The sequence below is a fragment of the Bradyrhizobium sp. AZCC 1577 genome (assembly GCF_036924575.1).
GTDB lineage: Bacteria > Pseudomonadota > Alphaproteobacteria > Rhizobiales > Xanthobacteraceae > Bradyrhizobium.
Genome location: NZ_JAZHRQ010000001.1, coordinates 6,367,864 through 6,393,221, shown reverse-complemented (window position 1 = coordinate 6,393,221; position 25,358 = coordinate 6,367,864). Strand labels below are relative to the sequence as shown.

Here is a 25,358-nt window from a genome sequence, read left to right as displayed (position 1 = left end):
CGACGCGAACCATGGCTCTGGAGAAAGGAGCGATTGTGCGTCTAGCGGTGCATTGGGATTGCACGAGGCTTTACCTTGCGAGTCGACTGATAATACTTTCGAGCGCATGAAAAAGCGCAAGAAGCGACTGACAAATTCTGAACATCGTGAGTTGAGCATGGCGGCGGTGTTGGCTGCTGCCGAGTTTCTCTTCGTCACTCAAGGCTACACCGGCACAACGACCGAGAGAATTGGAGAGCTCGCTGGCCTGACCAAGGGTAGCGTGTATTTCTATTATGGCACCAAGGAGGGGGTTCTTCTCGAGTTGCTCAACCGGGTGCGGGCCAACGTTCTGATTCCCTACGTACAGCTGTTGAGAGACGACAGCCGCTCTCCGGTCGAGCGGATGACGGGACTTCTGGAAAGGACTGGCGAGATCGCCCTTGTACACCCGGGCTCGATGCTGCTGCCGATCGTCGTCTCGATCGAGCTTGCCGGGACCGAATCCGAGGCGGCGCGCAGAGTAAGTGCTGGCTATAACCGCGTCGCAGAAGAAATCCGGAAGGTTCTGGAGCTTGGGCAGGCTTCCGGAGCGTTCCGCTCCGATTTGAGCAGTGCTGATATGGCCCGGCTCCTGATCGCGGCCGCCGACGGTATGATGCTTGAGTGCCTCCGCCAGAATCTCCGCGTTCACGTTCACCGTCTCACTCGTGCGCTGCAGGCGGTCGTGCTTTCCGGTCTCCAACACGCATCGGGGGCGCCACGAGACATTGATGTCGCGGACGGTCCCTCCGTTATCGATGTCTTGCGCGGTAATCTTCAGGACTACGAATAACCAGTCAGCAATTGTAACGACGGAGGTTTGCATCGTGGCTCAAGCAGCGTTAGCGCGTGAAATCACGGAAGAGGCAACTGAGATCGCCCTGCAGACCCGAGTTAAGGCTGGCGCCACGCTAGAAGATATCAGCGAGATGACGCCCCGCTATCGTGACGTGCTGGTCGCGACCATGGCGATCGCCGCCGATCTCGAAATCATGACGTTGCCTCTCGACTTCGATGCAATAGCGTTTGCACCCGGTATCAACGATCGAATTGCCATCGCGTCTGCACTGCAGGACGAGATGGGCCATGCCCAGGTTATGTTCCGGATGCTCGAGGATTTCGGCTTCGACTCCTATCACCAGGTGTTCGAGCGCGATCCCAAAAATTTCAAGACTTTCTTCCTGCTTGAGTTTGGCAACTTGAGTCCGATCGATGTGGGGCTAGGCCACCTTGTCGGCGATCAGGCGGGATATATCACGACGTGCGATCTCGAGGAAAATTGTTCGTTCGGTCCGTACAGCCGATCGCTGCGGAAGGTGAACTTCGAAGAAAACTTTCACGTCAAGCGCGGCGAGTACATGGTCCGCCACTACATGCAGCAGGGCCCCGAGATACGGAAGCGTGTCCAGGAACGCATGGATTTCTGGTTTCCCCTGGGTGCCGAGTGGTTCGGCGCCACGGACGATGTCAAGTCAAGGACCGACCAACTCCATTATAAGATACGCGGCAGCAGCAACGATCAGCTCAGGCAGATTTGGCTGCAACGCCTCGTTCCCTTCTGCGAGCAGGTTGGTTTGAAGGTGCCGGCTCACTTCGATAACGAAAAAGGCATTTACGTCCTCGATTATCAAATGCCGATCCTGCTGAATATGGAAACCATGAAGTGGGATTTTCGTACGGTAACGTGGCCCGAAAAGTTGGCGCAGTGGAAGAAGGGCGGCCCATTGAAGCTGCCGGGCCTGAGCCGGATGCAGACAGAGCTGTGGGGGCAAGACCTGTGGTGACTGAGCAGGCGGTCCGGGAGGCGCTCCTCGCGGTGAATGACCCGCATATACCGGTCAGCATCGAGAGTATGGGAATGTTGCGGGGAGTCACGATATCGGAAACCGGCGTGGTCGATGTCGAACTCGCAATTCCGTGCCTGGCCTGTCCTGGCGTCTCGATGTTGAAACAATCGGTTAAGGACGCCGTGGGCGGCCTGGAAGGGGTCAGCGAGGTCAACGTTCTCGAAGGCTGGCATCACGATTGGACCACTCAATCCATTGAGTCCAATGCACGACAGCTGATGCGCCGCTTTGGAATACAGGTTTAGTTAGAGGTGCGATGATGAAAAAGGTTATCGACAGACGATTGGAGTTGGGCGGAGACAAGCCCGAATTCTACGAGGTATTTGCGCGCCGAGATTCCGCAGAACCGCTCACTCATATCGGTTCGGTCGAAGCCCCCAACGAAGAACTGGCGGAGGCGCGCGCCTGGTTTGTCTACGACCACCATACCTGGCGGGAGATGTGCATCGTTCCGCTGTCGGCAATCGTTACGATTACCGAACGCGGCAGCAAATCAAAGGTGAAGGTGGTGTGATGGCCGACGTCAATTTAATCGGAAACCTCTCGGAAACCGACCGGTGCCTGCGGGACGAGTTGTATTGCATTGCAGATGCCAAACTGGTGCTCGCTGGCTGGTATATGTTGGTGTTGCAGAACGGCCGCTCCATCGCGGACTTCACCTCCATTTGCGCGATGATGCAGGGGCAGTATGGGCATGCCCGCGCGCTTTATCAGCATCTGGGTCGTTTCGGCGTCACGCGCGAGGAGGTGGAGTGGACGCGTGGTGCGAAGGACATTCGCTCGCCGAAGCTGCTCGATCGGCCGCCGCAGTCGTGGTCCGACTTTATCGCGGCGATATTCATGGCCGAGCAGGCCATTTCCACGCAACTGAGCGCCTACAGAACGATCCTGGCCGACAGAACCTTGGCACGTCTCGCTGACAAGATACTGAAGGAATCGCGCTTCCATCTCAGCTATTCCGTGGGTTGGATCAAGGCGCTACGCAAAGATCCGGCGTCCACGGTTGATGAAGACGCGCGTCGCCGCCTGGTCGATGCTTTGGATTGGTGGGGCGACGCGGACCAGCCTGATATAGTTTACTCGGGCGGCTATCGGGATAGGCCGGACTCAGACCTCCGCGATCGCTTCCTCGAAGCGGTCAGCGCAACCTTCGATGTTCCGGACGGAATTGCGAGCCCTGCAAAGTCGTGGCAGCGGTCCATCCGCCGCAATGGCAACCCGGGAATCCCGGAGAATCTGTTTGAGAAAATTCGTTTCAAGAATCGCGAACTGGCGCTTCCGTGAACCGGGGCGAGCCAAGCTTCGAGTTGCCGCTCGATGTTAGCAAGGTCATTTGCTCGCACTGTGAGAGTAGTGCGGTCGAGATCGAATCGCCATTCGGCGGCAGCGTTTCGGAAGTGTTGTTCCGATGCCTGAAATGCAAGTCATTCTTTCACTGGGTGAAGTGGCAGCCAGAGCGGCCACCTGAATGAAAGCTAAAAAATCCAAGAGCAGCACGAGTTGCCATGAACCGAACAGACAGGGAGGGTCGTTGTGCTCGATCGAGCTATTTCCGTGTCCGACATCCTTCGCACGACGTCGCGTGCGTTGCCACAAAGGATCGCGATTGTCGATGAGGTCGGCTCCCTGAGCTATTTCGAATTTGACGCGACCGTGGATCGTCTTGCTGCTGGCCTGCAGAGGCGCGGAATCACAGCGGGCGACAGAGTGGCTTATTTGCTCTGGAATCAGCGCGAGCTACTTCTATCCTACTTCGCGATCGCGCGGCTCGGTGCGCTGACCGTTTCTCTGAATTTCCGTCTGACTCCCGAGGAACTGTCGTATCAGCTTGCAGCGGCGGAGTGCAAAGCGATCGTCGTCGACCGGGATCTCGCCGAGCTGGCATCGAAAGCGATTTCGATCTCCAACCTCTCGATCCTTCAAATCGTGGCCGGGGCAGAGGCTCGGCCTGGCCTGCTTGCTTTCACCGACGCGTTGCGTGGCGATGCTGATGACATCCTACAGTTCCCGACCGTTAGCGCCGACGCCGATAGCGGCATCTGGTTCACCTCGGGCACGACAGGTCGACCAAAGGGTGCAGTGGTAAAGCATCGATCTGCGGTTGCCTCCGCGATGCTCTCCGCCATTACATGCGGCTTCCCCGAAGAAGTGAGATCGCTGGCGGTCGCTCCTCTCTTTCATCGCGGAGCGATGGAAAACTTTGCATTGCCGGTTGTCATGTGCGGTGGAACAAATTTTCTGTTCAAGAGGTTCGACGCGGCTCAAACCTTGGAGAGCTTGGAGAAGTACAGGATCCAGCTCGCTTTCATCGTTCCCACGATGGCCTGGCAGCTTGTCCATGAGCAATCCGTCGAGAACAAGACCTTACCACACCTCACGCACTGGATCTCTGCTTCGGCGCCTCTGCCGCCGGTGCTTGCGGAACGCATCCAGGAACGATTCAAGCTGCCAAATGGGGTGACAAACGCCTACGGCATTACGGAGATGTTGTTCGTTTCAAAATGCCCGCCAGCGATGCTGACCAAGAAGCCCGGCACTGCCGGGCTGCCAGCGCCGGGTACGCAGATAGTCATTCATGATGAGAAGCGCGGGATTCTTCCGAATGGTGAAGTAGGGGAAATTCTTATCAGCGGACCGACGGGGTTCTCTCATTATTTGAATGATGAGCAGGCGACGCGCGAAGCGATCATCAGTTTGAACGGAACTGCCTGGTATCGAAGCGGTGACGTTGGCGTTATCGACACTGACGGATACCTTGCGATCAAGGACCGCAAGAAGGACATGATAATTTCCGGCGGCGAGAACATTTATTGCGCCGAGGTTGAGTTGGTATTGATCGACCATCCCTCGATCCGGGAAGTCGCGGTTGTCGGGGCCCCCGACGAAAAGTGGGGCGAGATTGTTGTTGCCGCGATCGTCACGGCTACGGATGCCGTCGTCAACCTTGATGAGATCGTAAAAAGCTGCTCCTCGCTGGCGAGCTACAAGCGGCCGCGTGAAGTCATCTGCCTCGAGACGCTGCCCCGCAACAGCTTCGGCAAGGTACGTAAGGACCTGGTTCGAGCGATGGTTCGCGAGCGGCTTGAGTTGTCGAGGCGGGCACTTCGCGCTTCCTAGTCAAGCTTGTCGGCCCTCATGCACCAGCGCGAGGTTTCAGAAGAAAGGTAGTTTCACTTCAGGGGAATGACGCCATGTTCAAAGTTGTCAAGCCTGCTTTCGCACTGATGCTGTTGGCGCTGGGGTCAACCGCGTATGCCGCTGATGCTCCGGGGGTGACGCCGTCTGAGATCAAGGTTGGGGGAGTCTTTCCTTTCAGCGGACCTGCCTCGCCGTACGGAGTCATCGGTCAAGCCATTCTTGCTTATGTCCAGTCGGTCAACGACCGCGGCGGAATAAACGGCCGGAAAATAAACTACATTGCCTACGACGATGCTTACAGTCCGCCCAAGACCGTGGAGCAGGTGCGCAAGCTCGTCGAAGGTGATGAGGTCGCCTTCATCTTTGGTCAGCTTGGTACCCCGGGCAACACGGCGGTGGCAAAGTATCTGATGTCGAAACGCGTGCCGACCATAGCTATCGCCAGCGGGTCGAACAAGTTCACGAATGTGGCGGATTTTCCGCTGACGACGACCAGCCTGGTCAGTTTCGATACCGAGGGAAAGATCTACGCCAAATTCCTGACCAAGACGCTGCCAAATGCCAAGTATGCCATCCTCTATCAGAACGATGATCTCGGCAAAGATTACGTCAACGCCTTCAAGGCGATGCTTAAAGGCGATTTCGACAAGAAGGTCACCGCCATCTCCTATGAGATCAGCGATCCGACAGTGGATTCTCACATCGTGAACTTGAAGAGTTCAGGGGCCGAGGCCCTGCTGCTGGCGGGAACGCCAAAATTCGCGGCGCAAGCCATTCGCAGGGCTGCCGAGATTGGCTGGAAGCCGGCGATCTTGCTGAACTACCCGTCGTTTTCGGTTGGCGCGACCCTGAGGCCGGCAGGCCTTGAAAGGGCGATCGGGGTGATGGTCGGCACGAACATGATGGATCCGACCGACACGCAGTGGACCAATACCGAGGGGATGAAGAGCTATCGGACCTTCATCGACAAGTACATGCCCGGCGTCGATATCGCCGACACCAATATCCTGTTCGGTTATACGCAAGCCATGCTGCTCGAACATCTGATCAAACAGTGCGGGAACGATCTCTCCCGCGAGAACATCATCAAGCAGGCGAAGAGCCTGAAGAACGTGGCACTGCCAACGCTGCTGCCTGGCGTCAGCATCAATACCAGCGACAAGATCAACATGAACTACACGCAAATGAGGCTACAGCGCTGGACCGGCACGCGTTGGGACCTTTTCAGCGCGGTGCTCGATGCCTCCTCGGAGTGAGCAGGGACGGAAAGCCGGGTTTAGCCAACGGGTGCAATACAGTGGCGCCTCCTGGCACAACTGCGCGCCGAGCATAGCCGGAATGGGCCAGCGCAAAGCCGAAGCGTACCGCTGAACGCCGACGCGCAAACCAGCTGCATCGCTTGTCCAATTGTACTGCTGGACCTCTCAACTGAAATCGTTTCACAACAGACTTGTAAATTCATAGTCGCTAGACAAATGTAATTGAGATGAACCGTATCGGGTTTGAAGCGCGTCCACTTGGAACTGATGAGCAACGAAGAGTCTACGTCGGCCGCATGCATCAAAGAAGTGGCGTGGGAAGAACCGGCTCACGTCCCACGATATGGCTAATGCCGAATGTTCTGGGAGCGATCGAAGGAGAGACCAAATGGCTGATGCATTTATCTACGATCACGTGCGCACGCCGCGCGGGCGCGGCAAGGCCGACGGCTCGCTGCACGAAGTGACAGCGCTCGCGCTTGCGAGCGCGCCGCTGAAGGCGCTGAAAGAGCGCAACAACCTTGAAGCTAACGGCATCGACGATGTGGTGTTCGGCGTAGTCGATCCCGTTGGTGAGGCTGGTGGCGATATAGCACGCTTTGCTGCCCTGAATGCCGGCTTCGATACGTCCGTACCCGGTATTCAGATCAATCGCTTCTGTGCATCTGGTCTCGATGCCGTGAACTTCGCCGCTGCGCAGGTGATGTCCGGGCAGCACGAACTCACCATCGGCGGTGGGGCGGAATCCATGAGCCGTGTCGGCATCTTGTCATCTGGTGCCGCGTGGCCGATGGATCCGTCCATGGCGGTACCGACTTATTCGATGCCGCAGGGCGTGGCGGCGGACTTGATCGCAACGAAGTATGGCTTTTCGCGCGAGGACGTCGACGCATACGCCGTGCAGAGCCAGCAGCGCGCCGCCAAGGCCTGGGACGAAGGCCGCTTCAAGAATTCCGTGATTCCGGTGAAGGACATCAACGGCATCACCATTCTCGACAAGGACGAGCATATGCGTCCTTCGACAACGATGCAGTCGCTCGGGCAATTGCAGCCATCGTTCGCTGCCATGGGCGCGATGGGTGGCTTCGATGCGGTGGCCGTGCAGTCACATCCTGAAATCGAGGCCGTGAACTACGTCCACCACGCCGGAAACTCGTCGGGCATCGTCGACGGGGCGAGCGCTGTTCTGGTCGGCAGTGCGAAAGCCGGAAAGAAGCGCGGCCTCAAGCCGCGTGCGAAGATCCGGGCTTTCGCCAACATCGGTTCCGAGCCTGCAATGATGCTGACAGGTCCGGTCGACGTCACAAGGAAAGTGCTGGAGCGTTCCGGCATGAAGCTCAAGGATATCGATCTATTCGAACTTAACGAGGCATTCGCTTCGGTGGTCCTGCGCTACATCCAGGCGTTCGAGATCGACAACGACAAGATCAACGTCAACGGCGGCGCGATCGCGATGAGCCATCCGCTCGGCGCGACCGGCGCGATGATCCTCGGCACCGTGCTCGACGAACTGGAGCGTACCGGCAAATCGACCGCCCTTGTCACGCTGTGCATCGGTGGCGGCATGGGCACTGCAACCATTATCGAACGGGTTTGAGTTGTAACTCACTCCGCAAGGGGAGGGGGACGCAAGCGAAAAATCTTATCATGCCATCCTTAGAGTGCCTCGCGAGCGGCGAGGTAATTGGGATGGGCGGCGAGGAATTGGAACGATCACATGGCCTACGAGAACTTCAATGTTGAAACCGATGCCGACGGCATCGCACTGGTGACGTGGGATATCCCTGGCAAATCGATGAACGTTATCGATGAGACGTCTGGAGCCGAGCTTGCCGCCATCATCGAGCAGATGACGTCGGACGCCGCCGTCAAAGGTGTCGCCATCACATCGGGCAAGGACGCGTTCTGCGCGGGCGCGGATTTGACGATGCTCGAGCGCATGAATCGGACCTACGCGGAGATGCTGAGTTCGCAAGGCGAGGAAGTGGCGAACAAATATGTATTCGACGAGGCCCGCAAGCTGTCCCAATCGTTCCGGAACATCGAGGTGGGCGGCAAGCCGTGGGTTGCTGCGATCAACGGTACGGCGCTCGGCGGCGGTTTCGAGCTGACGCTTGCCTGTCACTACCGCATCGCGTCCGATAACCCGAAAACCCGCGTTGGCCTGCCTGAGGTCAAGGTTGGAATTTTCCCGGGCGGCGGCGGCACGCAGCGGCTGCCGCGCATGATGCCGACGATCGATGCTGTGCAGATGCTGTTCAAGGGTGAGGCCATCGATCTCAAGAAGGCCCAAGATCGGGGTATAATCGGCGAGGTGGTGCCGGCGGCGGATCTGATTCAGAGAGCTAAGGACTGGATCAAGGCCGGCGGCAAAGCGGTCGCGCCCTGGGATGAGAAGGGTTTCAAGCTGCCTGGCGGTCCGGTCTACTCGAAAGCGGGCGCACAGTTCTTCCAGCCGGCGGCCGCGATGCTGCGCCGCGAAACTTACGATAACTATCCGGGCGCGCGAGCTATCTTGCAATGCGTCTATGAAGGCCTGCAGTTGCCGATGGATACGGCGTTGCGCGTCGAGTCGCGCTACTTCTCGAAGATCCTGCGGTCGAACGAAGCGGCGGCGATGATCCGCTCTCTCTTCATGTCGATGCAGGAGCTCAACAAGGGCGCGCGCCGTCCACCGAATGTGCCGCCTATCAAGGTCAATAGGATCGCCGTCATCGGCGCGGGCTTCATGGGCGCGAGCGTCGGTTTCGTGTCGGCGCAAGCCGGCATTGACGTGGTGCTGATTGATCGCGACCATGATGCCGCCGACAAGGGCAAGGGCCACTCCAAGGCTAACATCGATGCGGCGGTCTCCAAGGGCCGCATGAAACGGGCCGACGGTGAAGCGATCCTGTCGCGCATTACCGCCACCGCCGATTACAATGCGATTAGCGATTGCGACCTCGTGATCGAGGCAGTGTTCGAGGATCGCAAGGTCAAGGCAGAGACTTACGCTAAAGCGCAGCCGCTTTTGAAGGAAGGCGCGATCTTTGCGACCAACACCTCAACGCTGCCGATCAATTCGCTGGCCGAGGAGTGGAAGGATCAGTCGAAGTTCATCGGCATTCACTTTTTCTCGCCGGTCGAGAAGATGATGCTCTCAGAAATCATTGTCGGCAAGAACACCGGCGACATGGCGCTGGCCACCGCGCTCGACTACGTCCGCAAGATCAAGAAAACGCCGATAGTCGTTAACGACTCGCGCGGCTTCTTCGCCAACCGCTGCGTGATGCTCTTCCTCTTCGCAGGTTACGAGATGCTGCTGGAAGGCGTTCCGCCGGCGATGATCGAGAACACCGCGAAGATGGCCGGCATGCCAGTCGGGCCGCTCTCGCTCAATGATGAAACCGCCCTCGATTTGGGGCTGAAGATTTTGAGGGCCACCGAAGCCGATATCGGTACGCAGGCAATCAATCAGGATCATAAGAAGCTGCTGGTCGAACTGGTGGAAAAGCGTGGACGTCTCGGCCGCAAGAACGGCAAGGGCTTTTATGATTATCCCGAGAAAGGCAAGGGGCAGAAGAAGCTATGGCCGGAGCTGACCACGCTGCAGCCGAAGCATCTCGATCCGGATACGCTCGATGTCGAGGAATTGAAGCAGCGGTTTCTCGTGGTTCAGGCGGTGGAAGCCGCGCGCACCGTGGAGGATGATGTCATCACCGATCCGCGGGAGGCCGATGTCGGCTCGATCCTCGGATTCGGCTTCCCGCCATTCACCGGCGGCACGCTGTCCTACATCGACTTTATGGGTACGAAGAAGTTCGTCGAACAGTGCCTGAAGCTGGAGAAGAAGTACGGTTCGCGGTTCACGCCACCGAAGCTCTTGATCGACATGGCCGCTAAGAACGAAACGTTTTACGGCCGCTTCCCGCCGAAGAAGGCGGCTGCGGCATAACGAGGCGTCCGCGACCTGACCTTTCCCCGCTTGCGGCCGGGCAACCGCGAAAACGGTTTTCCCTCCGGCGCCCGGTCCATGGAATTTCCATTCCATGGACTTGACCGAATCTACCTGTTGTCCCGCGTCGGCTCAGGGCCCGGCCGCAACGAGGACCATCAGCAGGAGCCCCCGCAGATCGGCCACGATCGCCGCTTCCGCCATCGCTATTTTCCTGAGATTAGTAAAGTACTAAATCAGAACTGATAGTCAGATTTCGGCAAAGGCTTTGATCTTACAGTTCTGGAGACGTGCATGAATCGTCCGGTCCGAACGGGAACTGAACCACACGAGGCGCGTGCGCGCATCCTGGAGTTGGCTGAGGAGCACTTTCGCCGCATCGGTTACCACAAGACGTCGATGGCCGACATCGCCTCTGAACTCGGCATGAGTCCGGCGAATGTCTACCGTTTCTTTCCCTCCAGGGATGCGATCAACGAGTCGATCTGCGGGCGTGTCTTGAACGAGGTTGCTGACATTGCCTTCGCGATCGCACGCACGAACGCGCCTGCCATGGAGAAATTCGACCGGCTGCTGACCGCCGTTCACCGCCACAACAAGATGACGCTGGTCGAGGAAAAGCACATGCACGACCTCATTGTCGCCGCCATGCAGGAGAACTGGGCGATCATTCGGACGCACACCGAACGGATCGTGGCCATCTTCGAGACGATCATACGCGAGGGCATCGAAGCGGGCGAGTTCGAGGTCGAAGATGCCGCGAGAGCCGCGCGAGCGGTCAAGTCCGCGTCATGCCGTTCTTCCATCCGATTCTGATCGAGCACTGCGTTCAACACGGCGAAGATACCGAAGCAGGCCTGCGCGACCAGATTCGCTTTATCCTGAAAGCTCTCGGCAAGTCTGACTAAGCAGCCTATCGTCTTCAGGCCTGTGGTTCCGGACTGAGTCGATTGTTGATGCGCATGCATGAGGACTCGACGGAGGAACTGGAAATGCGAATTGATGGTGCGGCACCATGCAATTGCCTGGCTCTTTGCGTGCGCTGCGGTTTACGCTTCAAGCGAGATCGAAGGAGAGTGTCCCAAGTCCTTGAATCGTGCTTTCGATCCTATCGCCTGCCTTCAACCAAACCTGCTTCTCTTTGGGATACCCTATGATGCAGCCGGCTGGCGTGCCGGTGAAGATGATGTCGCCGGGTTCGAGAGCGAAGAGCCGCGACGTGTAGGCGATAACCTTCTGGGGATTGAAAATGAATTTGCTCGTATTGGACAATTGGCGTACCTCACCGTTCACGCGGGTCTCGAGATCTAAATTGTTGGGATCGATCTGGTCGGCGGAAACAAAATAGGGGCCAATCGGGGCGAAGCCGTCGAGCGTTTTGCCGAGCATCCACTGACCGCCAGCTTTCTCAAGCTGCAGATCTCTCGACGTAAAATCGTGACCGACAGCGTATCCTGCGACATAGGAGAGGGCTTCGTCGACAGAGACATTGCTTGCCCTTCGGCCCATCACCACCACCAGCTCGGTTTCGTAGTCGAACTTGTAGCAGACGTCGCGGGGATAAAGCTTGATCGTCGTCATATGCGGTGCGAGCGTATTGTTGTATTTGTTGAAGAGGATAGGTTCGGAAGGCAGTTTCTGACCCGTTTCCTCCACGTGTTCCCGGTAGTTCAGACCCAGGCAGATAATTTTTCCCGGATTGGTGAGTAGACGCCCGAATTTGATCTTCGACTCGTCTTTGAAGGCGCTTTTTGCCTCTGGCGACTTGAGGGCGGCTTCCACCAGAGCCTTTAGCTCCGCATTTCCGCCGTTAGTGAGGAGGTCCTCAAGAGTGAGAGGTGGCGAAAACCCGAGGAGCTTCGACGCGGCGGCCACGTCGAGCACGCCAGCCTGGGTCTTCACTCCAATGGTCTCTTGCCCATCCTCCTGGCGGATCGATAACACAGTGAGCTGGCGAGGTAGTTCGCCGCTCGCGCTACTGCGCGACTTCTTGTCCTGCGCGCCGTGCACCGTGACGTTAGTGGCGGCCAAGGCGGCCGCGGCAAGGCCGGCCTTCATCAGTTTCCGACGTGACTGCATGTTATTTCTCCTAAGGGGCGTGGTTGTTCGTGATGCGATTTGTAATTTCGGCGTCGGCCGTTTGGGGCCTCATAAATCCGCAGAAGCGAAGGATCGGCAGTAGTTGCCTTGCCGCCCGGAACAAGGTCGAGCCCGCCATTAGCCCTGGAATTCCCCCGTCATTTGTTTCCCTGCAGCCACCCTGTTGTTGACCCGAACTGCCGCCGCAATGGTCTAGAGTCATCATAGGACGGGAGGTCGGCGCGGCTCCAATAAGCCCGCCAAGAGAATAAATAAGATAGACTTATCACGATGCCCTGCGGCTAATTCGATTATGGGTTATTCAGCAACGAATGGGCATGGTCGGTCGACGCTGCATCCGGGCGTCGAGGCTGCCATGGAGGCTGAGAATGGAATTGCGTCGCTTGAAGTACATGTCCGTTCTGGCGGAGGAATTGCACTTTGGAAAGGCCGCCGAGCGTCTCGGGATCGCGCAGCCGGCACTCACGCAGCAAATTCGGGCACTCGAGCGCGAACTCGGCGTCGAACTCTTCCACCGGACGAAAAGGTCGGTCAAACTCACGGTCGCTGGCCGGGTCACGCTGAACGAGGCGATCAGGACCCTTCAGCAAGCTGAAAAGACCGCGCTGGTGGCGCGTCAGGCAGGGCGCGGCGAACTAGGGCACATCGAAATTGGATATGTGGGTTCTGCCATCTTCACCGGTGTTTTATCGAAAGCAATTTCCCGGTTTCGCGAAGACAATCCTCTCGTGGAGTTTCGTCTGAACGAGATCGGGATCGTCCAGCAATTGGACGACGTCAGCAGTGGCCGGCTTGATCTCGGCATCCTGCGTCTTCCGGTGAAATCACTGCCGCCCGACGTCGCGATCGTGTCGCTGCACCGTGAGCCGATCATATTGGCGATACCGCGCGGACACCGGCTCGCGCGGCAAAAGACGGTGACGCTGGAAGCGTTGAAGTCTGAGCCGTTCGTTGCGGTCCAGATCCAGGAGGGAAGCGGCTTCAACGCGCAGGTTGCCCAGATATGTGCCGCTGGCGGATTGTCGCCGCAAATAACGCAGCGCGCGGGACAATTCACCGCTTTAGCAGGGCTCGTCGCCGGCGGTCTCGGCGTGGCGTTCGTGCCGGACTCGCTTCGGCATCTGCAAATTGCCGACGTGGTCTACCGGCCGTTGGCAAAGATCAATCAGCACTCCGATCTGGCGATGGTCTATCGCAAGTCAGAGCGGGCGCCGGCGGTCATCGCGTTTGTCGATCAGTTGAAGAGGTCGGCGCGTCCAGCGCCGCCGTGAACCGCCACTGATACGATTTACTTATTTATTTAGCCCAAATGATTATTGGCGATTATGTCGCGCGGCTCGGTAGTCTCTTTTGAAAGCCTCTAAAATCCGGCGAGACAAGGGAGAATAACGAGATGCTATCGACACCCCACCCGAGTTCTGCTGCCGCCAAAGCACCGGATTTCAAGTGGCCCGCCGAAGGCATCGCGCGCGCGCCCTATCGTCTCTTTACCGATCCGGAAATCTACAAGCTGGAGCAGGAGAGGATTTTCAGGGGGCGTTGCTGGAATTATCTTTGTCTCGACGTCGAAATCCCGAAGGCGGGCGACTATCGCACAACAGTGATCGGCGAAACGCCTGTCATCGTGACCAGAGATCATGAGGGCGAGGTCCATGGGATGGTCAACCGCTGCGCCCATAAGGGCGCGCTGGTGTGCCTCAAGAAGCAGGACAATGTCGCGAGCCTTACCTGCGTCTATCATGCCTGGAATTACGGCCTCGATGGCAAGTTAAAGGGCGTCGCGTTTCGTAACGGGATACGCGGACAGGGCGGGATGCCGAGCGATTTCGATGTCGCCAAGCATCGCCTTCAGCCGATCCGCATCGAAAACTTCTGCGGAATTATCTTCGGAACATTTTCCGACGAGGTCGAGGACGTCGAAACCTATCTCGGTCCCGATATGGCGCAGTTCATCAAGCGAAATTTTGATCGCCCGCTTCGTGTCCTCGGCACGCACAGCCAGACGATTCACAATAACTGGAAGCTATATGCCGAGAATCTGCGGGACTCATATCACGCAACCCTGCTCCACACCTTCTATACGACCTTCAAGGTGAACCGTCTGGACATGGACGGCGGTATCATCCTGTCCGATGAGAAGTGGCACCATTTGAGCTTCGCGCGCCGCGCCAAGCTGCAAGAGGCGGCCGAGTATTCCGAGGCCAAGGTCCATTCGGCCAATTATGAATCCGCCCTCGAGGGGCCGGGCCTGCTGGAGGCTTGGGAGGAATTCGACGATGGCATCACCCACAGCATCCAGACCGTCTTTCCCAACATGTGCATTCAGTTCACACTGAATTCGCTTGCCATCCGTTTCTTTGCGCCAAAGGGAGTCGACAAGACCGAGCTGTTCTGGATTTACCTCGGCTATGATCGCGATACCGAAGAACAATCGCAAATGCGCATCATGCAGAGCAATCTGACGGGTGCGGCAGGTCTGGTCTCGCTCGAGGACGGTTGCATCAACGAATTCGTCCAGCGCGGCACCCGCAACGATCCGGAATGCTCATCTTTCATGGAAATGGGGGGCCGGGTCGCCGAATCCGAGAAGAACTCTCGTGCGACTGAAACTGCCGTTCGCGGTTTCTGGCAGGGTTACCGCGGCATCATGGGATTCTGAGGAGCAAGCCATGCCCAGCGCCATCGAAAAGCCGGTCGCGCAATCCGGCGGTGACCAATACCGTGAAGCTGCGGAACTGATTGCCTCATACGGCCATGCCATGGACGATGGCGACATCGATCTTTGGCCGCAGTTCTTCACGCCGAACGGCATCTATCTCATCACGACCAAAGAAAATCACGAGGCTGGCCTGCCGATCGGAATCATGCGGTGTGTCGGTCGCGGAATGATGATTGATCGGGTCAAGGCGTTCCATACCGCCAATATCTTCGAACCGCATACCTACAATCACATCATCGGCTATCCGACCATGTCGTACGACAAGGCGACCGGTTGCGTGACGGCGCGTTCCAACTTCCAGGTCATTCGCATCATGGAGACCGGCCGGATGGATCTGTATGCCACCGGAAAGTATCTCGATGTGATTCAAAAGGAAGGCAGTTCGCTCAAGTTCAAGGAGCGTGTCGTTGTCCTGGATTCGCGAAATGTCGATATCCTGCTCGTTGTACCACTATAGGCATTGTTGTTTTCGGCGATGTCACGCGTTGGACACTGGGGAAGTGTGAAGGTTTGCCCTGGCGGCTGACTTGAAGATGCGAAGTCGCGTTCTCGGAAAGAGCCCGGCGGGTTCAACTCGCGGAGCAAATCGACCAGGCAACGGGAGGAATGGCCGTGAGAAGACTGGTTCTGTGTTTGCTTGCCGTTGCCCTCGTACTTCAGGTGAGCGCCGCTCGAGCCGAGATGTTTCCGACGCGGACTGTCCGACTCATCGTTCCGAATCCTGCGGGCGGTTCGAACGACGCGGCAGCGCGCATCCTGGCGCAAGCACTTGGTGAGATATGGCAACAACCCGTCGTTATAGAGAACAAACCTGGCGGGGGCGGAAATATCGGAACCCAGGCGGCAGCGACCGAGCCGGCAGATGGATACACCTATCTCGTCAGTTCGCCCGGTCCAATTGTCATAAATCCATCGCTCTACAAGAAGCTGCCGTTTGATCCGGCGAGGGACTTCACACCTGTCGCCCTGCTGGCAACTGTTCCAATCGTTTTGATAGTCAATCCGAAGTTGCCGGCTTCAACGCTGAGCGAGCTTTTGGAGCTGGCGAGAAACGGAACCGAAGAGCTCAATTACGCTTCGTCCGGAATTGGATCGACGCACCATCTGTCAGCCGAATTATTCAAGAAGATGACAGGCGTCAAACTAAGACATGTGCCGTATCGTGGCGCGGCGCCGGCCATGAATGATCTTGTCGCAGGCCACGTCCCCATTCTGTTCGACAACTTGCCCACCGTCATCCCACAGGTTCAGGCCGGTACCGTGCGCGCGTTGGCCGTTGCGAGCCCTAAGCGATTGAACTCACTTCCGGATGTGCCGACATTTGAGGAGGCGGGATTGGTTGGTTTCGAGGCATCTTCCTGGTTCGGGGTGTTGGCGCCGGCGAGGACGCCAACCGATATCGTATCCAAAGTGACCGCTGACATTGAGCGGGTCATGTCGAGCCCGAGCTTGCGAAAGAGCTTCGAAGTGACGGGCGCGGAAGTAGGTACAGTGTTCGGTCCGGATTTCGGACGGTTCATGAAACAAGAAAATGAAAAATGGGGAGACGTTATCAAGAGCTCTGGCACGCAGATCATAGAGTAGGCGCCGCAGGTTCACCGTACCCGATGTCGATGTTTTCGGCCAAAAGTGTTTTACGCTCCACACGAATGGACTGAGGTCTGTCGAAGCTGCTAAAGAACGAGAGGCGGTCTATGCAGCTCGAATGACATAATCAGCCATTGGCATCATGCGGCCAATCTTCACGATTGTCCTGCCAGAGAATGAATAGCCTGGTCTTCCCCCAGATCTGTGGGGCAAGTTCTGCAAAATTGATCATGGGGTCCGGTTGAGCCGTCCCCTCGGAGCCGCCGCCGCTCGCCTCACCCAATCTTGGATGCGAGCAGTTCCCGGGAGTTGCTCGCAATTGTGCGCATAGAGGTCCAGGTCGATCATCGTTTCCTAAAGATGCTCTGACCAACAGCCTGTGATCCATGGCTCGAGCCGTTCGGGCTGCAAGTCCAGTCCCGTCCCAGAGCCTTCCGGTATCGCGAGCATCCCATGCCGGCTGACGGACGGTGTGCCGGCAAGGCGCAGAAGCGGGTTGTCCATCATGTCGCACTCCACAAATGGATACGCGGCGCAAGCTCCGCCGCGGCGCGGTTCAAGCACCGCCGACATTTGAAGCGAGGCGTGGAAGTTCACAGTCGTGCCGAACACGTGGGGCATGATGGGCAGGTCATAGGCTTGCGCGAGCGCCCAAATTTGGCGAAAGCCGCTGTAGCCTCCGCATATCGAAAGGTCGGGTTGAAGAATATCGAAGGTGCCTGCAGCGAGAAAATCGCGAAAGGCACGCACGCTTCCGAGCGCTTCTCCTCCAGCCGTTGCGACCGCAGTGGCGCGCGCAAAGGATTGATAGCCCGGGATGTCTTCCGGCTGAACCGGCTCTTCAATCCAGAGCAGGTCGGCACCTTCCATGAACTTTGCCGCGCGGATGGCGGCCGCTGCCGTATAGCCCTGGTTGATGTCGACCATGATGCCGATGTCGGGGCCCACCTGCCTCCGGAGCGCATTTGCCATGATGCCATCGGCTCTCGGCTCAACACCGCCCCGGGGTTTGATGGCCTTGAAGTTCAGCGAAAGATATTGGTCGACATCGCGCTGATATTCCCGGTAGGGATCGGGCTGCGTTCGCACAAATGGTCCGCTTGCATAAGCAAACACCTCGTCGCGTATCGCGCCGCCCAACAGCGTCGCTACACTGATTCCATGCATTTGCGCGACAAGGTCGTGCAAGGCGATGTCGATCGCCGATATCGCCATCATCGCTGCGCCACGCCGATCGTACCCGACGGAAGCGCACATCGATTGAAAGTGGCGGCCATACTCGGCGGGCGATTTCCCCAGGATGAGTCCGGCCAGCCGGGCGCGGATAAAGGCGCCGGCGGCGTGAGGGGAATTGCCAGCCTCGCCCCAGCCGGAGAGGCCGCTATCGGTGCATATCTGGACAAGCAACGCGTCCCGCTTCCGGAACAGGTTGAGCGCGTTTCCCATCGGCTCGGCTAGCGGGAAGCTAAGATTGAAGCCACGGATTTCGGTGATTTTCATGACAGCTCACTGGGGGCATGTGAGGGGCAGAGGTCAGCCCGGCTGAATATTTCCCTTCTCGACGATACGGGTCCATTTTGCGACTTCGTCATCGATGCGCGCTGCAAACTCCGACGGCGAACTGCCAACAGAAACAAAACCAAGTTCCGCCACTTTGGACCGGAGTGGCTCGCCCCTGAAGGCCTTGCCGGCGACCTCGCCAAGTTTATCGATGATGGGGGGCGGCAGCGCCGCCGGACCGACCATGCCAAAGATCGGCATGGCGTCGACGGCCGGCAAACCGGCCTCTGCCATTGTGGGTACGTCGGGCAACTGTGCGACGCGGTCGCCTCCCGTAACTGCCAGCGCGCGAACCAGGCCCTGACGCACCTGCTGTGCAATCGCTGCGACGGTGGCGAACGTCATTTGTACCTGGCCACCAATCAGATCGGTGATGGCCGGACCGCCTCCGCGATACGGCACATGAAGAATGTCGATCTCGGTGGCTTGTCGCAGTTGTTCTCCGGCCAGATGAATGGCGGTTCCAAGCCCGGCCGAGGCGAAGTTGATCTTGCCCGGTTGAGCTTTGGCGAGCGCGATAAATTCCTGCAGGCTGTTCGCGGCCACAGAAGGATGCACGACGAGAACGAGAGGGGAGGTCGCCAGGAGCGAGATCGGCGCAAAGTCCTTTTTGGTGTTGTAGGGAAGCTTGGTGCGAAACAGGCCGGGATTGATGACGAACGCGCTATCGACAACACCGATGGTCTCGCCCTCGGCAGAGGCGGCCGCGATCGCCTGCGTGCCCACCATGCTCGCGCCACCGCCACGATTATCGACGATGAAGGGCTGGCCCAAGGCACGCTCGAGTTCCGGTGCAATCAGGCGCGCAATGATGTCGGAGGCGCCTCCCGCAGCATAGGGAACGATGATCTTTACGGGCCGTTGCGGGTAACTTTGTGCTTCGGCTCGCCGCAGCAACGGCGAAACAGAGAGCGCAGCCGCTAGTCCTGAGCCGACGATGGTTCTTCGCGTCAATGAGCGCATTGTTCTTCTCCGTGGCCGGGCATCAATCGTTGAACTTGAAACCGGGTGAGGGCTCTCCCGCCGATCCCGGATCGGAAATCGAATCGCAATTGGACTGGATCGGGCTTCCAGCCAGGGCGGCCTGAACGAATGCAAGTTCGTCGGAGTAGGCTGCATGGACCGTTCCGTTGTGGGTCACGCCGGCATAGGTCTTCCAAACCACATTGCTGTTGGCAGCGCAGAGTGCTGCAACCGCAGCATATTGGCGTTGCGGCGGGATCAGCTTGTCGGCCAGACCTGTAGCGAGAAAGACCGGCACCGGCATGCGAACCGGACTCATTTCTATGACAGCGCCTAGACGATCCGCGATCTCTGGATCTTTCAGGCTGTTCGCTATGGTCAGACTGTTGCTGCGAACGATTTGTCCAAGCTCTGCAGTACATCCCTCTCGGGCCGCCTGCAGCAACGGCTTCGCCATTTCAGTGACGAGGTCGTCCGGTTTTATGGTGTCGTCGCCGAGAGCACCTGCGACCATCATGAGAATGGTGTATTGCGGCGGAGATGAACGCGCCAAAGTCTGTTCGCTTGAAGCCTTCTTGGTCGCGTCGGGAAACCGGGAAACGATGCCGGTCGCGATCGATGCCTTGATATTGAGGTCGGGCGCATAGGAAGGCGCGAGACGTGTTGCGCCGAGCGAGGCGCCGGAGCCCTGCGACTGACCCGTAATGATGATGGCGTTGGCGATCTGCCCGTTCGAATGATCGAGCGCCGCTCTTGCGGCATCGAGCACAGAACGTCCTTCTGCTTCCCAATTGAGATAGGGATGCGGACCGGGGCCGCCGAGACCCTGGTAGTCGGTAGCGACGACAGCAAAGCCCTGTTCCAGCCAATTGTTGATGTACGCGCCGTCGCGGGGCCGATGCCTGCTCCAGGAGGGGGCGCATCTGTCGGAGACGCCGAGCGTGCCGTGCGCCCAGGCGACGAGCGGCCATCCACCTTGGGGCGCGGTCCGCTTCGGAAGATAGAGCGTGCCGCTGACCGGAATGATGCCGGACCGCCATCTTGCATCCGTCGAAGTGTAGAGGATTCTCCTGGCCGTCGCGGCCGCAACGATCTCAGGCTGATCGGGTATCGGCTCTTCGCGCAGCATGAGACCCGGCTTCTCGGGCAAAGTGCCGGTCCAGCGGTAGAACGGCGACAAGTCCTGGTCACCAACGATAGGCCCCTGGGGAAGTGAGCCGGCTGTGGCGTACAACGCGCCCGGATGAGGCGAGGCGCAGACAGCTAGTGCCATGACGCCGATTCTCGCGAGTGCTTTCATTGCTTGTGTTCCTCCGCCTTTGGCGCAGCTCGTGAGGCTGCGCTCCTTTTGTGCGTCGTCGCGTTGCTCGCTGCGGCGCCAAACCCTACACCCTGTCGATTGGGAGCTATTCCACCTGTAGTCCGATCCGGCGGACGACATCTCCCCACTTGTCCGATTCCGTCTTGAGCAGCGCAGCGGCTTGAGCCGGGCTCGTCGGACGCGGGTCGAGGCTGACCTTGGCGAACTGGCCGACCGCGTCGGGCTCCTGCAGCACGGCATTGAGTGCGGTGTTGATCTTGGCGACGACGCCGTCCGGCATGGCTGCCGGGCCGTAGAGCGCGAACCATGTCTCGACCTGATAGTTGGGCAAGCCTGCCTCGGCCGAACTCGGCACGTCCGGCAGCAGCGGCGTACGCTGCCGCGACGGGACGACGAGGGCCCGCAATTTTCCGTCGGCGATGTAGGGTGCCGAGTTGCTGACGGCGTCGACCATCACCTGCAGCCGTCCGCCGAGCACATCGGTCAGCGCCGGTCCGTTGCCGCTATAGGGAACGTGCAGCATCTCGAAGCCCGCCATGTTCTTCAACAGCTCGCCGGCGAGATGCAGAATGACGCCCGTTGCCGAACCGTAGGCGAGCTTGGTCGGGTTCGCCTTGCCGTAGGCGATGAGTTCCTGCAGGTTGTTGACCGGGACGCCCGGATTGACCGAGACCACCAGAGGTCCGGTGCCGATCAGCCCCAGCGAAGTGAACTCGTTGATCCCGTCATAGGGCGCGAGCTTGCGCAGATGCGGGTTCACCGCATGGGTGGATACGCCGCCGAGCAGCAGCGTGTAGCCGTCGGATGCTGACTTCGCGACGAATTGCGATCCAACAATCGCGCCCGCGCCCGGGCGGTTCTCGATGACGATCGGCTGCCCCAGCCGGTCGCGCATGCGCTCCGCGATGAAGCGCGCGACAACGTCGCTGCTCCCGCCGGCTGCATAGGGCACGATCAGCTTGATGATGCGGTTGGGGTAATCGCTCTGAGCGCGGGCCAGCCACGGGGTTGCGAGTGCGCCGAGCAGGCCAAGGCTAGCTCGCCGCGTCAGCCCTTTCGCCGTTGTCATCCTGTCCCTCCCTGTTCTTCGCCGTTCGCAAGCCGCGCGGCGTTATTTTTCGGCTTTCGAGCATGCCCGCCGTTTCCGCCCTTAGCAGGCCGAAACCGCCCGCAATCGACCACCACATGTGGTCGGCACGATGGACGATCACGCACTCGAGGCTGCGCTGCATCAGGTCGCCCTCGTAGGAATGGCCGAGCGCGATGTGCGCGATCTCCTCGGGCAGCCCGACTGCGATGCAAACGTGGGCGCCGTAGACTGGATGGCGCAGCGCGGGCGAACCGGCCTGCGATTTGTCCGCTTCCCATCGCCTGCGGTTCGTGGGATCGAATTCCCAGGCCTTGCCGACATCGTGCAGCAACGCACCTGCCAGCACGATGTCGCGGTCGACCCTGGCTTCAGGGAATTCCTGCGCAAACTCGTCGGCGATCGCTATCGCGATCCGGGCCACGCTGCGCAGATGTACCGCCTGGCTGCCGCGCTTCAGCGCGAAGACGCCGGGCGTCGCCTCTCCCGGAATGGCGGTGACGCGCGGAAAATCCGTTTCCGCCAGCGCATAGGCCCAGGCTTCGATCGCCTTGCGGCGCAGTTCGTCGCTACGAATCTGCGCAAGTTCCGGGAGATCCTCGAGCACCGTTGCGCGCAGCGCGTCGGTGACGGGGCGGGGTCGGCGTCGGTCAAGGAAATACATGGGCAACCATCATTCGTCTCACCCGGATGTTGCCGTCGCCCGAAACATAGTTTCAAATGCCAATTTGGTCATAGTTCATGCTCTGGGGTTATATATGCCGATCAGCGTGCGGGAGATGGACGTGTTCCGATGCGTGATGCAGTCGGGCTCGGTGACGAACGCGGCCGCCGCCCTGAACATTTCCCAACCGGCGGTCAGCCGTATGCTGCAACAGGCGGAGGAACGTCTCGGTTTCAGGTTGTTCGAGCGCGAGAAGAAACGGCTGAAGCCGACGACCGAGGCGCAGACGCTTTTCGCAGAAGTCGTGAACGTGTTCGCGGCGATCGAGCACACCCAGCGGCTGGCGGTCGAGCTTCGCGACGGCCAGGCGGGGCTCCTGACGGTCGCGACCGTGACCGGGTTCGGTCACACCATTGTGCCGCAAGCGGTCCAGCGCTTCCGCGCCGAGCGGCCGGACGTCTCTGTTGTCATTCAAACACTGACGGGGCCGGAGGTCGTTACCCGTGTCGCCCAGGGGCGCGCCGATCTTGGCCTGACCGTCGGCCCGATCGGGCATCCGTCCCTCGACAGCACCATTCTCTGCACGACCGAACTCGGCTGCGTGCTGCCAGCCGGTCACCGGCTTGCGGCCAAGGCTGCCCTGAGCGCGCTCGATCTGGCCGACGAGCCGGTGATCTGTCCGGGCCCGCATCTGTCGATCGGAGCCGCGATTGTGATTGCCTTTGCCGAGGCCAATTGTTCGCTTGCGCATCGCCATTGAGGCCTCGCAGTCGAATATCGCCTGCGAATTGGTGCGTGCCGGCGCCGGGATCGCGATCCTGGACGGCCTCGGCTTGCTCAGTGCGCGAGCCCATGATCTCATCACGCGTCCATTCGCACCGAGCCTGCAAAGCGTCGCGCGCCTGCTGAAAGGCACAAAGCGGCCGGCTTCACGTCTGGTGGAGGAGTTTGCCAGCGTCGTTCAGAAGGTGACAGCCGAGAGCGGCTTGTAACGAAGCAGAGTCTCATCTGGTTGACGGAAGTGATTGCATCGCTGGCCTCTGCTTGGCGTAGCACAGCAGCAGGCCGTGGCGCCCGATGATTTCGCACACAGATGAGGGAGAAATCGTCAATCATGCAGCAACAGACGCAAGCCCTCGTCGATGAGTGGGCTCACACATTCAACTCAGGCAAGGTCGCCGATCTGGCCCGCTTCTACACCCCGGACGCCCGGATCGTGCCGCCCGGACGATTGACCCGTCGTCGGCGCGGAGGCGATCTGCGCGTTCTTCGCCGATATCCGTGCGCAAGGCTTTCGCGACTATGTCGTCGATCTTGGTGACGTGTTCGCGAAGGATGCCTCTCTGGTCGCGTCGGGCCGCTGGGCACTTCGGGGACTCGGCGGCGGCGGTCCTTACAAGGGCAACTGGCTGAACATATTCGCGCGCGAACGCACGGGCTGGCTTATCGCCGTTCATATGTGGAACTGATTCAGCTCCGATTTGAGAAATGGGGCGAACCTGCACATCAGGAATGCGGGAGATGCCAAGATGACTTTGGTACGGTGCGCGGATTGTGGCCGGGAGATCAGCGGACAGGCGACGGCCTGTCCCGAATGCGGCAGGCCTTTGCAGGAACGAAGTTCCGCGGCGAGCGGTGCGTGGGCAGGACGGCCGCCGTACTTCTATGAATACAAGTCACAGACAATTCTGCTCGGTCTGCCGCTCATCCACGTCATGCTCGGCCCGACGTGGCTTGTCGGCTTCAGGCCTGCCCGCGGCATCATTGCGGTGGGTAATATCGCGGTCGGTTTCGCCGCATTTGGTGGGGTGGCGATGGGCTTGGTGGCGTTCGGCGGCATCAGCCTCGGCATCGTGTGCGTTGGTGGAATGGCGCTGGCGCTGGGCCTCGGGGCCGGCGGAATCGCCACGGGATATTGGGCCGTCGGCGGGATTGCAATCGGCGTCTACGCGCTCGGGGGCCTCGGGATTGGCGCTCACACCCTGCAGAACGATCCCAATTTGCTTCGCATCCTCGGCGCCCCGCCCAGTAGTTCTCGATGACGCGCGATAGGGCGCCAATGTCTTTGCGATGCGGCCTAGCCGTTTTGCGTGATGAGCCGGCCTACTCTGCGATTGAAGGCTGAAGGGAGTTGGGTCATTGGGGCTCAATACCTGCTTGCTTGATGATGCGCGACCATTTGGCAGTTTCTGCCCGAAGGAAGGCATCGAGCGCCGCCGGCGTGGCCTGCTCCTGCTCGACCGGCGTCATGCTCAGCTCGGCGAAGCGGTTGACCAGCGGCGGATCCTTGAGCGCCTTTTGCAAGGCGGCGACCAGCGCATCCACGATGGGCTTGGGCGTGTTGCGCGGCGCATACATTCCGTACCAGGTGGTAACGTCGAACGCCGGTACACCGGCCTCTGCCGAGGTCGGCACGTTCGGCAGGGTCGCCGCCCGTTTCTTGCTGGTAATCGCATAACCCGGAATGGTGCCGGCCTGGATATGGGGCGTCGGTCCGGTTGCAGGATCGCAATAGACGTCGATGTGACCGGCGATGATGTCGTTGAGCGCCGGTCCGCCGCCCTTGTAGTAGATCGGGGTGAGCTTTGCATCGATCGCGTTCATGAACATCAGCCCGCAAAGATGCGAGGCGGAGCCGAGGCCCACATTGCCATAGGTGACTTTGTCGCCTTGGGCACGCACATAGGCAACAAGTTCCTTCAGGTCCTTTGCTGGAAAATTCGCTCGCGCCACCAGAAGCATCGGAACATCAGTGACGAGACCGATCGGCGCGAAATCGCCAATCGGATCGAACGGCAGCTTGGCATAGAGCGCCGGTGCGGTGGCCTGGCCGACATGCATCAGCAGCAGCGTGTATCCGTCCGGCGCTGCCTTGGCCACGCGATTGGTGCCGAGCGTGCCGCCGGCGCCCACGACGTTCTCGATGACAATCGACTGCTTCAGCGTCGCGCTCATCGATGTTCCAAGCAGTCGCGCGATCACGTCGCCGGGTCCGCCGGCCGAGAACGGAACGACAAGGGTGATCGGCCGGTTCGGGTATTCCTGTGCGAAAGCCGGCGGCGCCTGCAACGACAACAGCAACAGCAACATCGTTTTGAAGAACTTCATTGCAATTTCCTATCTGCCGTCCGTCTGTCGAGAAGCCTTGGCCGGGACCG

24 protein-coding genes and 1 pseudogene are annotated in these 25,358 nt (G+C 59.3%); 18 read left to right on the top strand and 7 right to left on the bottom strand.

Annotated elements, in window-relative coordinates; genetic code table 11:
• The first annotated feature begins 106 nt into the window (after positions 1-106).
• The 11 genes and pseudogenes from V1278_RS30180 (at position 107) to V1278_RS30135 (ending at position 11,107) form a co-directional block, all read left to right on the top strand.
• Positions 107-814 (top strand): TetR/AcrR family transcriptional regulator, encoded by a 708-nt coding sequence (locus tag V1278_RS30180; RefSeq protein WP_334383239.1) that lies wholly within the window; start codon positions 107-109, stop codon positions 812-814.
• Positions 815-848: 34 nt separating this feature from the next.
• Entirely contained in the window at positions 849-1,805 is a 957-nt protein-coding gene (locus V1278_RS30175) for a 1,2-phenylacetyl-CoA epoxidase subunit PaaC (RefSeq protein WP_334364297.1), read from the top strand.
• Positions 1,802-2,113 carry a metal-sulfur cluster assembly factor gene (locus V1278_RS30170; RefSeq protein WP_334364296.1) on the top strand — a complete coding sequence of 104 codons (312 nt, stop codon included), beginning with the start codon at positions 1,802-1,804 and terminating at the stop codon, positions 2,111-2,113. The genes V1278_RS30175 and V1278_RS30170 overlap by 4 nt, the downstream gene beginning before the upstream one ends.
• A gap of 14 nt (positions 2,114-2,127) precedes the next feature.
• Positions 2,128-2,382 (top strand): phenylacetic acid degradation b, encoded by a 255-nt coding sequence (locus tag V1278_RS30165; protein ID WP_334364295.1) that lies wholly within the window; start codon positions 2,128-2,130, stop codon positions 2,380-2,382.
• A complete protein-coding gene (locus V1278_RS30160) occupies positions 2,382-3,152 on the top strand; it encodes a Phenylacetic acid catabolic protein (RefSeq protein ID WP_334383237.1) in 771 nt (256 codons plus the stop codon). Before V1278_RS30165 ends, V1278_RS30160 begins: the two co-directional genes overlap by 1 nt.
• Complete coding sequence (locus V1278_RS37060) at positions 3,149-3,340, top strand: PaaD-like zinc ribbon domain-containing protein (protein ID WP_442893716.1); 192 nt, start codon at positions 3,149-3,151, stop codon at positions 3,338-3,340. Before V1278_RS30160 ends, V1278_RS37060 begins: the two co-directional genes overlap by 4 nt.
• Positions 3,341-3,422: 82 nt before the next feature.
• Entirely contained in the window at positions 3,423-4,985 is a 1,563-nt protein-coding gene (locus V1278_RS30155; RefSeq protein ID WP_334383236.1) for a class I adenylate-forming enzyme family protein, read from the top strand.
• Between the two features lie 107 nt (positions 4,986-5,092).
• Positions 5,093-6,262, top strand: a complete 1,170-nt coding sequence (locus tag V1278_RS30150; RefSeq protein ID WP_334383235.1) for an ABC transporter substrate-binding protein — start codon at positions 5,093-5,095, stop codon at positions 6,260-6,262.
• Between the two features lie 391 nt (positions 6,263-6,653).
• Positions 6,654-7,862: an acetyl-CoA C-acetyltransferase gene (locus tag V1278_RS30145; protein WP_334383234.1), complete on the top strand. Its 1,209-nt coding sequence runs from the start codon at positions 6,654-6,656 to the stop codon at positions 7,860-7,862.
• Positions 7,863-7,982: 120 nt separating this feature from the next.
• Positions 7,983-10,199, top strand: a complete 2,217-nt coding sequence (locus V1278_RS30140) for a 3-hydroxyacyl-CoA dehydrogenase NAD-binding domain-containing protein (RefSeq protein ID WP_334383233.1) — start codon at positions 7,983-7,985, stop codon at positions 10,197-10,199.
• 294 nt (positions 10,200-10,493) lie between these two features.
• Positions 10,494-11,107: pseudogene (locus V1278_RS30135) on the top strand (TetR/AcrR family transcriptional regulator).
• 148 nt (positions 11,108-11,255) lie between these two features.
• Here V1278_RS30135 and V1278_RS30130 read toward each other — a convergent pair.
• Positions 11,256-12,278, bottom strand: a complete 1,023-nt coding sequence (locus V1278_RS30130; RefSeq protein ID WP_334364289.1) for a fumarylacetoacetate hydrolase family protein — start codon at positions 12,276-12,278, stop codon at positions 11,256-11,258.
• A gap of 389 nt (positions 12,279-12,667) precedes the next feature.
• Between V1278_RS30130 and V1278_RS30125 the strand changes: the two genes are divergently transcribed.
• From V1278_RS30125 to V1278_RS30110, 4 genes are all read left to right on the top strand, one after another.
• Entirely contained in the window at positions 12,668-13,570 is a 903-nt protein-coding gene (locus tag V1278_RS30125; protein ID WP_334364288.1) for a LysR substrate-binding domain-containing protein, read from the top strand.
• A 122-nt stretch (positions 13,571-13,692) separates the two neighbouring features.
• On the top strand, positions 13,693-14,958 hold the full coding sequence (locus tag V1278_RS30120; RefSeq protein WP_334383231.1) for an SRPBCC family protein: 1,266 nt from the start codon (positions 13,693-13,695) through the stop codon (positions 14,956-14,958).
• A 10-nt stretch (positions 14,959-14,968) separates the two neighbouring features.
• Entirely contained in the window at positions 14,969-15,475 is a 507-nt protein-coding gene (locus tag V1278_RS30115) for an aromatic-ring-hydroxylating dioxygenase subunit beta (protein ID WP_334383230.1), read from the top strand.
• A 155-nt stretch (positions 15,476-15,630) separates the two neighbouring features.
• Positions 15,631-16,602 carry a Bug family tripartite tricarboxylate transporter substrate binding protein gene (locus tag V1278_RS30110; RefSeq protein ID WP_334383229.1) on the top strand — a complete coding sequence of 324 codons (972 nt, stop codon included), beginning with the start codon at positions 15,631-15,633 and terminating at the stop codon, positions 16,600-16,602.
• A gap of 357 nt (positions 16,603-16,959) precedes the next feature.
• On the opposite strand, the gene V1278_RS30105 is transcribed toward V1278_RS30110, so the two are convergent.
• The 5 genes from V1278_RS30105 to V1278_RS30085 all read right to left on the bottom strand — a co-directional run bounded on the left by V1278_RS30105 (position 16,960) and on the right by V1278_RS30085 (position 22,200).
• Positions 16,960-18,105 (bottom strand): mandelate racemase/muconate lactonizing enzyme family protein, encoded by a 1,146-nt coding sequence (locus V1278_RS30105; protein WP_334383227.1) that lies wholly within the window; start codon positions 18,103-18,105, stop codon positions 16,960-16,962.
• A gap of 33 nt (positions 18,106-18,138) precedes the next feature.
• Entirely contained in the window at positions 18,139-19,128 is a 990-nt protein-coding gene (locus V1278_RS30100) for a Bug family tripartite tricarboxylate transporter substrate binding protein (protein WP_334383226.1), read from the bottom strand.
• Positions 19,129-19,150: 22 nt separating this feature from the next.
• A complete protein-coding gene (locus V1278_RS30095; protein ID WP_334383224.1) occupies positions 19,151-20,428 on the bottom strand; it encodes a lipase family protein in 1,278 nt (425 codons plus the stop codon).
• 106 nt (positions 20,429-20,534) lie between these two features.
• A complete protein-coding gene (locus V1278_RS30090) occupies positions 20,535-21,518 on the bottom strand; it encodes a Bug family tripartite tricarboxylate transporter substrate binding protein (protein WP_334383223.1) in 984 nt (327 codons plus the stop codon).
• Complete coding sequence (locus tag V1278_RS30085; RefSeq protein WP_334383222.1) at positions 21,484-22,200, bottom strand: HD domain-containing protein; 717 nt, start codon at positions 22,198-22,200, stop codon at positions 21,484-21,486. Before V1278_RS30085 ends, V1278_RS30090 begins: the two co-directional genes overlap by 35 nt.
• A 94-nt stretch (positions 22,201-22,294) precedes the next feature.
• Here V1278_RS30085 and V1278_RS30080 point away from each other — a divergent pair, with 94 nt between their 5' ends.
• The 3 genes from V1278_RS30080 (at position 22,295) to V1278_RS30070 (ending at position 24,242) form a co-directional block, all read left to right on the top strand.
• A complete protein-coding gene (locus V1278_RS30080) occupies positions 22,295-22,960 on the top strand; it encodes a LysR family transcriptional regulator (RefSeq protein WP_334383221.1) in 666 nt (221 codons plus the stop codon).
• Entirely contained in the window at positions 22,944-23,192 is a 249-nt protein-coding gene (locus V1278_RS30075; RefSeq protein ID WP_334383220.1) for a hypothetical protein, read from the top strand. Before V1278_RS30080 ends, V1278_RS30075 begins: the two co-directional genes overlap by 17 nt.
• 537 nt (positions 23,193-23,729) lie before the next feature.
• A complete protein-coding gene (locus V1278_RS30070) occupies positions 23,730-24,242 on the top strand; it encodes a hypothetical protein (protein WP_334383219.1) in 513 nt (170 codons plus the stop codon).
• A 94-nt stretch (positions 24,243-24,336) separates the two neighbouring features.
• Here V1278_RS30070 and V1278_RS30065 read toward each other — a convergent pair whose 3' ends face one another.
• Positions 24,337-25,308, bottom strand: a complete 972-nt coding sequence (locus V1278_RS30065) for a tripartite tricarboxylate transporter substrate-binding protein (protein ID WP_334383218.1) — start codon at positions 25,306-25,308, stop codon at positions 24,337-24,339.
• Positions 25,309-25,358: the final 50 nt, after the last annotated feature.